Origin of the sequence: Flavobacterium sp. Leaf82 (assembly GCF_001422725.1) — a bacterium.
Lineage (GTDB): Bacteria > Bacteroidota > Bacteroidia > Flavobacteriales > Flavobacteriaceae > Flavobacterium.
In genome coordinates, this window is the sequence record NZ_LMMA01000012.1 from 225,573 (window position 1) to 238,833 (window position 13,261).

The 13,261-nt window shown below is 33.3% G+C and carries 10 protein-coding genes and 1 pseudogene; 9 read left to right on the forward strand and 2 right to left on the reverse strand.

Going from position 1 to position 13,261, the window contains the following annotated elements; translation table 11 throughout:
- Positions 1-31 precede the first annotated feature (31 nt).
- The 9 genes and pseudogenes from ASF10_RS09600 (at position 32) to ASF10_RS09635 (ending at position 7,459) form a co-directional block, all read left to right on the forward strand.
- Complete coding sequence (locus ASF10_RS09600) at positions 32-1,168, forward strand: aminotransferase class I/II-fold pyridoxal phosphate-dependent enzyme (RefSeq protein WP_056248192.1); 1,137 nt, start codon at positions 32-34, stop codon at positions 1,166-1,168.
- Positions 1,169-1,209: 41 nt separating this feature from the next.
- A pseudogene (locus ASF10_RS09605) lies at positions 1,210-1,607 on the forward strand (GxxExxY protein).
- Positions 1,608-1,776: 169 nt separating this feature from the next.
- The gene (locus ASF10_RS24165; protein WP_131726527.1) at positions 1,777-1,971 is read left to right on the forward strand and encodes a hypothetical protein; all 195 of its coding nucleotides are present in this window, start codon (positions 1,777-1,779) and stop codon (positions 1,969-1,971) included.
- Between the two features lie 49 nt (positions 1,972-2,020).
- Entirely contained in the window at positions 2,021-2,884 is an 864-nt protein-coding gene (locus ASF10_RS09610) for a TraB/GumN family protein (protein WP_056248194.1), read from the forward strand.
- Between the two features lie 7 nt (positions 2,885-2,891).
- On the forward strand, positions 2,892-3,395 hold the full coding sequence (locus tag ASF10_RS09615) for an RNA polymerase sigma factor (protein ID WP_056248198.1): 504 nt from the start codon (positions 2,892-2,894) through the stop codon (positions 3,393-3,395).
- Positions 3,385-3,996 (forward strand): hypothetical protein, encoded by a 612-nt coding sequence (locus tag ASF10_RS09620; protein WP_056248201.1) that lies wholly within the window; start codon positions 3,385-3,387, stop codon positions 3,994-3,996. Before ASF10_RS09615 ends, ASF10_RS09620 begins: the two co-directional genes overlap by 11 nt.
- A 179-nt stretch (positions 3,997-4,175) precedes the next feature.
- A complete protein-coding gene (gene bioD / locus ASF10_RS09625; RefSeq protein WP_056248204.1) occupies positions 4,176-4,793 on the forward strand; it encodes a dethiobiotin synthase in 618 nt (205 codons plus the stop codon).
- Positions 4,794-4,892: 99 nt separating this feature from the next.
- The gene (gene bioA, locus ASF10_RS09630) at positions 4,893-6,164 is read left to right on the forward strand and encodes an adenosylmethionine--8-amino-7-oxononanoate transaminase (RefSeq protein ID WP_056248206.1); all 1,272 of its coding nucleotides are present in this window, start codon (positions 4,893-4,895) and stop codon (positions 6,162-6,164) included.
- A 128-nt stretch (positions 6,165-6,292) separates the two neighbouring features.
- Positions 6,293-7,459: a beta-ketoacyl synthase N-terminal-like domain-containing protein gene (locus tag ASF10_RS09635; protein WP_056248210.1), complete on the forward strand. Its 1,167-nt coding sequence runs from the start codon at positions 6,293-6,295 to the stop codon at positions 7,457-7,459.
- A gap of 54 nt (positions 7,460-7,513) precedes the next feature.
- Here the strand turns inward: ASF10_RS09635 and ASF10_RS09640 are convergent, their stop codons facing one another.
- A complete protein-coding gene (locus tag ASF10_RS09640; RefSeq protein ID WP_056248211.1) occupies positions 7,514-12,151 on the reverse strand; it encodes an Ig-like domain-containing protein in 4,638 nt (1,545 codons plus the stop codon).
- A gap of 355 nt (positions 12,152-12,506) precedes the next feature.
- Positions 12,507-12,974: a regulatory protein RecX gene (locus ASF10_RS09645; RefSeq protein ID WP_056248214.1), complete on the reverse strand. Its 468-nt coding sequence runs from the start codon at positions 12,972-12,974 to the stop codon at positions 12,507-12,509.
- Between the last annotated feature and the right edge of the window lie 287 nt (positions 12,975-13,261).

Consider the following 13,261-nt stretch of genomic DNA (forward strand, 5'->3'; position numbering starts at 1 on the left):
ATATCAACTTCAATTTCATAACTTTGTTTTTATGAAATTACCGGAAAACCTTATTCAGAAGCTTGAAAATAGAAAGCAAAATAATTCATTAAGACAATTGCCAAGTTTTAACAATCTTGTCGATTTTTCTTCTAATGATTATATTGGATTTTCTAAATCTGAAGCTGTTTTTAAATTGGCACATCATTATTTAATCGAAAATGAGATTATTCAAAATGGTGCGACGGGTTCCCGTTTAATTTCCGGTAACCATTCCTTATATCAAATCGCAGAAACATTTATTGCGCAATTTCATGACGCTGAATCTGCTTTAATTTTTAATTCGGGTTACGATGCCAATGTTGGTTTTTTTAGCGCTGTACCGCAACGTAATGATGTTATACTGTATGATGAATTGAGTCACGCATCTATTCGGGACGGAATTGTAATGTCGAATGCCAAATCATATAAATTCAGTCACAATGATTTTGAAGATTTGGAACATCTTATCCTGAAATTTCCTGATACAAACATCTATATTGTTACTGAAACTGTTTTTTCTATGGACGGTGATTGTCCTAATCTGGAAGAATTGACAGCATTATCTGAAAAGTACAAATGTTATCTGGTGGTCGATGAAGCACATTCTTTGGGTGTTTTTGGAGAAAAGGGCGAAGGTTTAGCACAATATCTTCAAATACATAATAAGATTTTTGCACGGATTATGACTTTCGGAAAAGGTTTAGGATGTCACGGTTCTGTTATTTTAGGAAGCACAGAACTTAAAGAATATCTAGTAAACTTTGCTAGAAGTTTTATTTACACAACAGGATTATCTCCACATTCTGTTGCTACAATTTTAGTCGCCTATCAGCAATTAGAAACCGATACAGCAGCAATTGTTCAATTACGTCAGAATATCATATTGTTCAATCAGCAAAAAAACCTGCTGGGTTTAAAACCGATGTTTGTTCGAAGCAAATCAGCAATTCAATCAGCAATTGTCCCGGGTAATGAAAATGTCAAACGATTGGCACAACAATTACAGGATAAAGGTTTTGATGTAAAACCAATTCTGTCTCCAACAGTTCCGGAAGGACAGGAACGTTTGCGCTTTTGTATTCATAGTTATAACAGTGAAGATGAAATTAACCAAATATTAGAATTGTTAGGAAATTTCGTATTTTAGCCCACGGATAAAACCGATTTAACTGGTTTACGCGGATGATTATGACTGATCTATTACATAAAGAAATATCAAAACCAATATTACAAGTCTTTTATGATGTATACAACCAACTTGGTTATGGATTTCTGGAAAAAGTATATCAAAATGCGATGTACTTTGAATTAAGAGCACAGGGATATAAAGTCGAAGCACAGAAACAAATAAAAGTCTATTTTAAGAATCAATTAGTGGGAGAGTTTTATGCTGATTTGCTAGTTGAAGAAACTATAATTGTTGAGTTAAAAGCATGCGTCTTATTAATCCTCACGTTGCACAATTGATGAATTATTTAAAAGCAACTAAAATAGAAGTTGGTTTGGTTCTTAATTTTGGTGAAAGTCCGGAATTTAAAAGACTGGTTTATACCAATAACAGAAAATCTAATATAAAAAATCTGTGAGAATCAGTTTGATCCGTTCAATCAGTGGCCTGTTTCACAGTTTTTATTCTTAAAAAACCGAATGTTAAGCCCTGTTTTTATTCAGTTTTCTAAAAAACTTTATTTTTTTTTTGTAACGTTTTGATTGTTTGATTACTTACGAGTCGTAATCAAATAAACCAAAATAATTATGAAAACTATAATCACTTTTATTAAAAGAATCATTTGTAATGTATTACTATTTTTAACATCATTACAAGTAACTTATTCATTGGTAAACCATCATTTATATGGCAAACCATATCCGCATCTTTTTATTATAATTGTTTGTTTGCTTGTGGCAACTTTTGCTTCGATAAAAAAAGAACAATACAGTAAAAAATAAAAGGAGTTTTAATCATCAAATCAATCAATAACATTAATCAATCAACAAAATGAAAAATTTATTTACATCAGCAGTAATCGCAATTGTTTTAATTTTTAGCACAACTGCTCAAGCACAAAAGAATTCACCAAAACTTGAAAATTCACTTTTATGGGAAGTATCAGGAAACGGATTGTTAAAACCTACTTATTTGTATGGAACAATACACATGATATGTTCAGGAGATTATTTTCTTTCGGAAAAAACAAAAAAAGCATTTGATGCATCTGAAAAATTAGTTTTAGAAGTTAATCTCGATGATCCAAAGGAAATGACCGATATGCAGCAAATGGTTATGGGAAAAGAACCTTTAAGTAAAAGTTTAACTCTGGAACAATTGACTAAATTAGATGCGATATTGAAAAAGTCGGGCGGAATAACACTTAAGCAAGTTGATTCTTTTAGTTTAATGAGCGTCATGAGTTTGATCTTATCGAAAAGCTTTGACTGTGCTGATATGAAGTTTTATGAAATGGATTTTATAGCAAGCGCAAAAAAACGTAAAGAACAAATTGGCGGACTAGAAACTGTAAAATCTCAATTTAAATCTTTTGAAAATGCTTATTCTGTTGATGAAATGATTGCAATGCTGGAGGAATCTGATACAGAATTATCTAAAGATATGGTTGTGGCTTATAAACAAGAAAACTTAGAAGATTTATATGAAATTATTACTGCTGAAAAAGTAATGAACGATAAAGCAAAAAAATATATGCTTTATGAGAGAAATGAAAATTGGGTAAAAAGTTTGCCTGAAATGATGAAAAAAGAAAGCTTATTTGTGGCAGTTGGATCAGCACACTTAGCGGGTGATTTAGGATTAATTAATTTATTGAGAAAAGCAGGATATAAAGTAAAACCAGTAACGAAATAGAATCGTTTTGAAAGAGAAAGAACAAGAATTTTTAAAAAGGATCGAAAGTCATAAAGGAATACTTTATAAGGTTTCTAAAATGTACATGGATAATCCTGATGATCAGCAGGATTTGTTTCAGGAGATTATTTGCCAGCTCTGGAAATCGTATGATTCTTTTAGAAACGAAAGTCAGTTTTCGACCTGGATGTATCGGGTTGCGGTAAATACGGCGATTGTTTTCTTGAAAAAGGAAAAGCGAAAGGTTGATAAATACGAAATCGCTTCAGAAAATATAAAAGATGATGAAGGCGATTCGCATATAAAAGAAAGTCAGATCGATCATTTTTACAAAGCAGTTCAAAAACTCGAAAAGATAGACAAAGCAATTATTTTCTATCAGTTAGAAGGTTTCTCTCATAAAGAAATAGGAGATAACTTAGGAATATCAGAAGGAAATGCAAGGGTAAAATTAAACAGGGCAAAAGAGAAATTAAAAGAAATAATTAAAAATCAAGGATATGGATTTTAACGATATACAAAACGCATGGAACAACGAAAAAACGGAGAATGTTGTTGTTCCAGATCATTTAAAAAAAATACAATCAGCAAATATGCCACTGGATAAAATCAGGACAAATTTACGCAGGGAACTTTTAGGGCAGGTTTTTGTTTTGTTTCTTATAGGACTTTTGCCATTGTATAATGAGTTTCCGTCAAGATTCGTAGGCCCATATTATTTTATATATGGAATAATAATGGCGATTAGTATTTACTATTTAGCACAACTCTTTTTGTTTTACAAGAGACTGGATAAAGCAGCATTGACTACCAAAGACAGTTTATATGAAACCTATTATGATATCAGGCTTAATATGCAGCTTTATAAAACGTTTACCTTTGTACTGTCTCCTTTTATGATAATTTATTTAGCGGGATATTTATTTTTTAAAAATCCTGAGGCAATAAAAATTTTAAACGGAAATTTTGAGAGTTCAAAAATAGTGGCAAATGTATTAGTTCTGGTCATAACAATATTACTGATTGGTATCTTGACAGAATGGTGGGTGAGTTTTTATTATGGAAGATATGCAAAAGAGATCAAGAAGATAATTGACCAACTAAAAGAATAACAGAAACAATAAACCCATCGTAATGATGGGTTTTGTTTTTATTGGTATTTTTGTGGGATGGCTCACGGATAAAACGGATAGAGCAGATTTGCACAGATTATCGTATTAAGGCGATAATATTTAATTTAAAAAAATCCGCATTAATCTGTTTAATCAGCGTTATCTGCGGTCTATCAAATATGAAAATATTCGTAACAGGAATTTCAACTGATGTTGGAAAAACAATTGCTTCTTCTATTATTGTAGAATCTTTAGAAGCAGATTATTGGAAACCTATTCAGGCTGGAGATTTAGACAATTCTGACAGTCACAAAATACAATCGAAAATCTCAAATGAGAAATCGCAGATTTTCGAAAACAGTTACAAATTAAATACTCCTGCAAGTCCGCATTTAGCAGCAGAAATTGACGGAATCAAAATTGATATAAAACAAATTGTTGAGCCGGAAACTAATAATCATTTAGTGATTGAAGGTGCCGGAGGAATTTTTGTTCCGTTAAATGAAACCGATACAATTATAGATTTAATTCAGCCTGATTATAAAATAATTGTAGTTTCAAGACATTATTTAGGAAGCATCAATCATACTTTATTAACGATTGAAGCAATCAGGAATCATGGTTTTGAAGTTGCTGGTATTATCTTTAGCGGAAGCGAGAATAAATCGACCGAAAGTTTAATCTTAAATAAAACCGGAATTAAATGTATTGGAAGAATTGACGAAGAACCTTATTTCGATCAAAATGTAATTCGCGAATACGCTGAGTTATTTAGGGAAAATTTACTTGATTTATAGGATAAACAACCTTGAATAAAGAAAACAGACTTTCCTATCTTTGACAAGATTATCGAGTTTAGTCTTTTTTCTATACTCTAATATTTATATTCTAAAAATATGACATTATCAGAAAAAGACAGCCAATATCTTTGGCATCCTTATACGCAGCATAAAACAGCACAAACTCCAATTGCAATTTCAAGAGGTGAAGGCGCTTTGTTATGGGATGAAAACGGAAAGGAATATATTGATGCGATTGCTTCATGGTGGGTGAATCCGTTTGGGCATAGTAATAAATTTATTGCTGATGCTATTTACAAACAATTAACCACTTTAGAGCATGTATTGTTTGGAGGTTTTACACATGAACCCGCCATAAATGTAGCGGAAAAACTGATGGAGATCTTACCTGAAAATCAGCAAAAAATCTTCTTTTCTGATAATGGTTCAACTGCTGTTGAAGTGGCAATAAAGGTAGCGTTGCAGTATTTTTTTAATAAAAATGAAAAACGGACCACGATAATTGCTTTCGAAAACGCTTTTCACGGAGATACTTTTGCCGCAATGGCAGCAAGCGGAATCTCCTTTTATACGCAAGCTTTTCAGGGAATGTTTATAGATGTTGTCCGAATTCCGGTTCCGGTAAAAGGAAAGGAGCAGGAAAGTTTTGATGCATTGCAAAACGTAATTCAGAATCATAATTGTGCGGGTTTTATTTTTGAACCTTTGGTACAAGGAGCTGCAGGAATGGTAATGTATGAACCGGAAGCATTGGCAAAACTAATCCAGATTTGTGCAGCGAATAAAGTTCTGACTATTGCAGATGAAGTAATGACGGGTTTTGGTAAAACAGGAAAAACCTTCGCAATGGATTATGTTTCAGAAAATCCGGATATGATTTGTTTATCAAAAGCTTTAACCGGAGGAACAATCCCAATGGCAATTACAACTTTTACACAAGAGGTTTTTGATGCTTTTTATGATGATGATATCAACAAAGCTTTGTTTCACGGGCATACTTTTACGGCAAACCCTACAGGTTGTGCAGCAGCATTGGCAAGTATGGATTTGTTACAGACAGAAGAAATGCAAGTCAATATAAAAAGAATCAATGCGAGTCATTTAAACTTTCAAAAGAAGATTGAAAAGCATTCAAAAGTAATTACTGCCAGAACGTTGGGTGTTATTTTTGCGGTCGAGATCAAATCAGATTCTGAGGAAAGTTATTACGGATCGATGCGAACGAAGCTTTATAATTTCTTTATTGATAAAGGAGTTGTTTTGCGTCCGGTTGGAAATATCGTGTACATCTTGCCTCCATACATTATGACAGACGAACAACTTAGTAAAGTATATCAAACAATCGAAGAAGCTATAGAAATGGTATAAGTTTTTGTAAACCATATAAGCTATATAAGTTCATTTAATAAACGTACGCTTATGTTAACTTATATAGCTTATATGGTTTAATTCATATTCTAGTTTTTTACGAACTTTGCGATTAAAAATCCACAACATTGAATAATAAAATATCTATAACAGCTTTTTCATCTATTTCGCCTTTAGGAAATACTTCTCAAGGAGTTTGGGAAAAGTATCTTGATAATAAGCATTGTTTTTCGAAGCAGTTTTTAGATCAGCAAGAAACTTCGGTGGCTTCTCTTGATCCTGAATCGAAACAAATAATAGCAGAATTAAGAGCATCAGATGATAAATATAAATTTCTAGATGACTCGGTTTTGTTTGCTATAGCGGCTTCGCGAAAAGCGGTTGAACAGGCAGGATGGGGTTCAGATGATATCTTCGGAATCAATATTGGCTCTTCTCGCGGTGCAACAGATTTATTCGAAAAGCATTATGCAGCATATATTGATACCGGAAAAGCACAGACTTTAGCTTCTCCAACAACAACTTTGGGTAATATTTCTTCCTGGATTGCGCATGATTTACAAAGTGCAGGACCAGAAATTTCACATTCTATAACCTGCTCAACAGCACTTCATGCGGTGCTAAATGGTATTGCATGGCTAAAATCAGGAATGGCTGATAAATTTTTGGTTGGAGGAAGTGAAGCTCCGTTGACTGATTTTACTATTGCTCAAATGCGTGCCCTAAAAATATATTCGAGAATTAATCAGGCGGAAGAGCCGTGGCCAAATCTGGCTTTTGATTTTGAGAAAACTCAGAACACCATGATTTTAGGAGAAGGTGCTGCAGTTTGTTGTTTAGAAGCGGGTGAGAAAGAAAATGCAATTGCATATATTACGGGAATGGGTTATGCGACAGAGATTTTAGAACATAATATCTCGATTTCTGCGGAAGCAACCTGCTTTCAGAAATCTATGAAAATGGCTTTGAACAATATTCCTTTAGAAAGTGTTGATGCAATTGTAATGCATGCTCCGGGAACTATAAAAGGGGACATAACTGAATTGCGGGCGATCGAAAAAGTCTTTGAAGGAAAGGTTCCTTTATTAACAACTAATAAGTGGAAGGTTGGACACACGTTTGGAGCATCCGGAATATTGAGTTTAGAATTGGCACTTTTAATGCTTCAGCATAATACTTTTATCAAAGTGCCTTTTGGAACGAAACAAAATCAGACAAAGACCATAAAAAGAGTTTTAATAAACGCAGTTGGTTTTGGCGGGAACGCGGTTAGTATTTTGATTGATAAAGCATAACTAAAAACAGATGTAAACAAAAAACCATTCGCCGCGGCGAATGGTTTTTTGTTTTTAAAGAATTATTTTCTTCGTAATTATTTTGTTGTCTTCTGTCCTGACTTTCACAATGATTACTTGTTTTTGAATCGATAGTTGATTCGTACTGTAAGTTGTATTGTGAATGTTTTCTTTGCTGAAAATGTTTCTTCCTAAAATATCATAAACATAAACAGATTCAATATTAACAAGATCAGACTCAATCATTATTTGATTATTTGATTGATATATAATAATCTCTTTTTTACTGATTTCCGGTGTATCAGGAACTTCTAAAGTTGGGTTTTCCGGAGTTGGATTTTCTCCCGGAGCTATTGTTCCCGGCGCTTCAGGTTCAGTTACCACAGGCGTATCTGTCGCAGGATCTTTAGGATCAGTTACCACAGGCGTATTTGTCGCAGGATCTTTAGGCTCAGTTACTACAGGTGTATCTGTCGCAGGATCTTTAGGCTCAGTTACCACAGGCGTATCAGTCGAAGGATCTTTAGGTTCCGTTACTACAGGTGTATCAGTCGCAGGATCTTTAGGATCGGTTACTACAGGTGTATCTGTCGCAGGATCTTTAGGATCAGTTACAACAGGTGTATCAGTCGAAGGATCTTTAGGATCTGTTACCACTGGTGTATCAGTTGTAGGGTCTTTAGGGTCAGTTACCACTGGTGGCGTTACCGTTTCTATTGTTTTTTGATAGAATGAAAGTACAAAACGATCATTAAAAGTTCCCGGTTCGGTTTTAAAAGTATATCTCTCGCCAGATAAATTTGTTACTACATTATTTGATTTATCTAATAAGTAAACATTTTTGTCTTTAAAGAAACCATCAACGCTTTCAATACCAATTGTATATTCTGTTGCTGCACTTGCAATATATCCTAACGGAATTATTTCTTTTTGCTCTTCAAAAGGTAAAGCACGACCTTGAATAACTAAATTGTTTTCTCCTAAAATTGAATATAAAGCAGTTCCAGATGCATAAGTATCTCCATCATAAGCATCATCTAACTCATTTGTTGCTCCTGTTACATACCCTAAAAGCATTTCGTTATAAGCACCATCATTGTTTTTAAGATTTAACCAAACTCTATTTTTTTCTACAGTAGTTTTAGCTGTTCTTGAAAACTGATTGTTACTTGCAGTTGTCTTAACTCTCAAAGCATTATTAAAAATTACATTTCCTGTAGTTTTAGCTTCTACGAAAAAACCTTGTCCGGATGCAATGTTTCCGGTAAGTTTGTTTCCGCCACAAGTCGTACAGTTCGTAGTATCTCCGGCACCGGTTGAACCCGTTGCATTATAAGAGATATAACTAGAATCGCTGTAAACAAATTGACCATTTGCATTAGGTACCGGAGTAATCGAATGCGTCCATAAGTAAAAAGTTCCTTTTATAACAGAACTATTGTCTGCATAAAACTGATCTGCATTCAAAGCAGATGGGTAAGGATTACCTAATAAGTTTGTTGTCGTTGTATTACCAGCCATGTTTGTAACCGGAGTTGAGATAATACCATTGTTTGGTACTCCAACAAATTTACCTGTATAAATTTGTGGATTTCCAACAGCAGCATAAGATTGAGGTCCTCTGATGATGTATCCTTTTCCTGGCTGCATTACATAATTTCCTCCGTTTAAATATTTCCAGTTATTAATCGATGCATCAAATTCTAAATATTTGTCGAATAACGTGTTTGGAGATAAGTTGTATAAAGTTTGATTGATTACCGGAGTAGACCAATAAGTATAATCAAAACGATTAATAGGAGTTGTATTTCTATAAAGTTCAAATGAAGTAGCGCTACCAGTATAAGTAGAACTGTTGTTTGTTTGTACAAGAGAACCACTGTTTTGGACTACTATTTTACCAGTAGAGTTTACTGTAACATTTTCAAGTACCGTAAGCACTTTATCTGTTGCAATTGTTAATGTTTTACCTGCAGCTACTGTACAAGAACAAACTTCTAAATCATTTGTTAGCGTATAATCATTGTTTATGATGATAGAAGAGTTTGTTGGCGGAGCAGTAGAACCGTCATAACTAAATGGTACATCGATAAAATTGATCGCAATATTTGCATCTCCGGCATCTTCTCTAAGTCTAACATCAACTTTAGAGTTTTTGTTTAAGGAGTATTGTTGTCCGTTATTTATTAATACAGATGCATTTGTGTAACCTGATTGAGTAAATACTTTTACACCATCGATATAAATTTCTCCAACATCATCACAATTTACTAATTGTATCTGGTAACGACCACAAGGAAATCCCTGACGTTTGTAAGCAATTGCAAATTGATCAATATTCATAGGAGCACCTTGCCAACCAGAAGCGTATGATGGTGACTTCGTTCTGTCCCAAGATGTTTGTGTATTTATGTTTAAAGTATTATCTACATAAGTTCCTGCATAGCTGGAAGCCGGTAATGATATATCTGCCAATGTATAACCATAAACATTCCATTTAAAATCTCCGTAAACAGTTGGATTACCTTTTACAGCACCATAAGAAAATGAAACTCTTGAAGAACCGCCATTTTCATAATATTCTAATACAAAGTCATGTGTACCAGCAGTAAAAGTATATTGAGCTGAATAGTTAACGTAGCTATGATCACTCCATGAATTTGCAGGAGTTACCGGAACTAAAACACCGTCAATATATAATCGAACACCATCATCAGCACCTAAAGTAATATTATAGGTTTCTGCTGTTGTTGTCGCTTTCATTAAATAACGTACAAAAAACTTGTCGTTTGGTGCAGTACCACAAAATACATTTGGCTCAACACTTGTATCACCTGTAATTGTTCCTTCGCCTATATTACGATCAAATATTGCTTTTTCGGCTACAGATCCTGCATAAGTTGTAGCAGCCGGAGTGTTTCCTGTGTAAGTGTAAACATAACCTTTCCAGTAATTGTTCCCCGCTATAGAAGATGGTGCACAAACTGCTGCAGTTCCTAAAACCCCAACTGTTGCTGATGAATAATTTGAAGCAGCATTTCTTAATGTATAAGTAAATGAAGTTGTTCCCGTAAAAGTACTGGAAGGAGTAAAAGTAACACTTGAAGTACCATTTACAGTTACCGTTCCGTTTGTAGGTTGTGTTACTGTTATTTGTTGTATCGCTGAGTTACCAACAACATCATTTGATAAAATTGGAACAACAACAGGCTGATTTACCGGTGTACTAATATCATCATTATTAGCAATCAAAGTATTAACATCTTTTATAGATCCATTGATAGCAGTTTTCGTTCTAAAATGAAAAGCATCATAAGTATTATAAACATAAACACGAATGTAAACACTTTCACCAGGCTGTAGCGTATTAAGATCAGATGCAAAAGCAGGTGTAATTGTTGTCCAGTTTGTAGAAGTTGTTGTTGCTGCAAGTAAAGACCTAACTGTACCGCTGAAAGTACTGCTTTTTGAATAGTCAATTCTAAGTTTTTGCGTAGTACCTCCCTGAGCTCTGTATGTAAATGAAAAAGTGCTTAAGTCTACTTTATGAGTTGCATCTGCAGTCATTCTAAACTCTACATATTTTGCATCATTAGAGTTACCGCCATTATCTTGCGTATTAGGCCAGTTTGAAGTAGTATAAAACGGATTGTTTACATCTTCACCATTATTGTAACCTATAGCCGAGATGCCAACACTTGCCACATTCGCAGCCGTAACATATGGAGAATTAACTGTAGGTTTATTTAAATCTGTGCTTGTTTTTGCATCCCAGATTACTAAACTTTCAGGAGTTATATCTGAGACGTTTATTTCTACTGTTCCTTCAGATGATGGATTTGTACCATCGCTGATTGTATATTTGAAAGTAGCTTTTCCTGTAAAGTTTTTAGCAGGATTAAAAGTTATCGTTCTGTCAGGATTTAAAATTGCACTTCCCTGAGCTGCACTTGGAGGAGTAGAAATTGTAATTGAAGTTACATTTTCTTTTTTCACATCATTACTTAACGGAGAAATATTTATTCCAAGTTCTTTTTTAGTACTTACATAATCATTAATCGCTAAAATTTTAGTAGAATCAAATGTAGAAATAGTTCCTCTAATTACAGGAGGAGTATTTGTACCGCTTGCTCCGGTTCTAAAATGGAAATTATTATATGAATTGTAAACGTAAACACGAACATAAACAATCTCGCCAGGTAAGACCGGATTTATTTCTGGAGAAAACGCAGGATTTATGGTCGTCCAGTTTGTAGAACTGATTGTTTCAGGAACCAAAACTTTTACATTACTTGAAAAAGTATTGTCTTTTGAATAGCGTATTTGAAATTTCTCAGTAGTACCACCTTGACTTCTATAAGTAAAATTAAAAGTACTTAAATCAATTTTACGATTTGAAGTAGGTGTTATTTTAAATTCAATGTATTTCGCAGGATCATAACTGCCTTCCATCTGTTGCGCATTTGGCCAGTTTCCAATATTGAAAAATGGATTCGCAGCATCTGAAGTGTCGTAAGTTGGTGTACTAACCCCCGAAGTTGTAAAATTTGCCGTGCTTGCTGTAGGATATAAATTGATATTATCGTAAGCTGGAGTATTTTTATTGCTTAATGCTGCATTCCATTTTACCAAGTCAACCTGGCTGAATCCTAAAAACGGTAAAAATAAAAATAAAAGTAAAGTTTTTTTCATGTTAAATGTTTTCTATCAACTTGTTATGCTGGCATAATAAAAATAAGCCCGCGCAAATATAGATACATCTACGGGTTGTAATTCAATAGGGTTTTTGGAAAGGCTATTTAATCGATGAAATGTTAAAAAAGTCGATGAAATACATCTTAAAAATAGAAGATTTATGGAATTTCTTATAAAATCCCAATTTTTAATATAGGAAAAATCGTAAAATATCGCTTAAAACAGGATGCTTTTTAAGTATATAGTTGTAAAAAACGTCTATTAAGTGAATAATTCGCAGAAAAGTTATAAAATACAACTAATTGGATTATAGGAAAAATCATGCTGCTTAGGCATTTAAAGCTAATAAAATTTATTCGTCTAAATCCTTTTCTAAAAAAGTAACTTTATCATACACTAAAAAACTTTCATAACCTCTTCGCAACATATAATCACAAAATTTCTTTCTCTTTTTCAAAGTGTTTTTTTCAGAGATACTATTCCAGCATTTTTCAGAAAGTTGGTCAAAAGTGGTTTCATACTCTTCCGGAGTGATTTCTTTTAAAGCAAGATTAATATTGAAGGTAGAAATCTGTCTCATTTTAAGCTCATTTGTAATCCTGATTCTGCCCCAATGTTTAATGCGGTGTTTTCCTCTCGCATAACTGCAGGCAAAACGAGTCTCGTTCAGAAAATTATTTTCAATTAATTGAACCACAATAGAATCAATTTCATCAGGAGCCATTTTTAAGCTGTATAACTTACTTACAACCTCTGAATGACATCTTTCCTGATAGGCGCAAAAGTGCTCTAATTTTAACAAAACCTCTTTGTTTATCATGACTTTAGCTATTTATTTTTGAAATTATAAAATTTTGTCTTTTATCTATAAAAAGTAAGAATTTACAACTATAACGATATTTTTTTGGGAAAACTATGTTAAATAATTTGAGAATACATAATTTTTGTAAGTAAATTTCACTTTTTATTTCATAAGTATCTTTATTTCAGTAACTTAGACTTAATGCTTTCTTTAAGAAAATTAAGATTTTCAATTCAATCTTAAGACCGCAAAAAAAATCTTTTTTTTCAGGATTTCCTACTGGCAGCATACAAAATATGCATTAA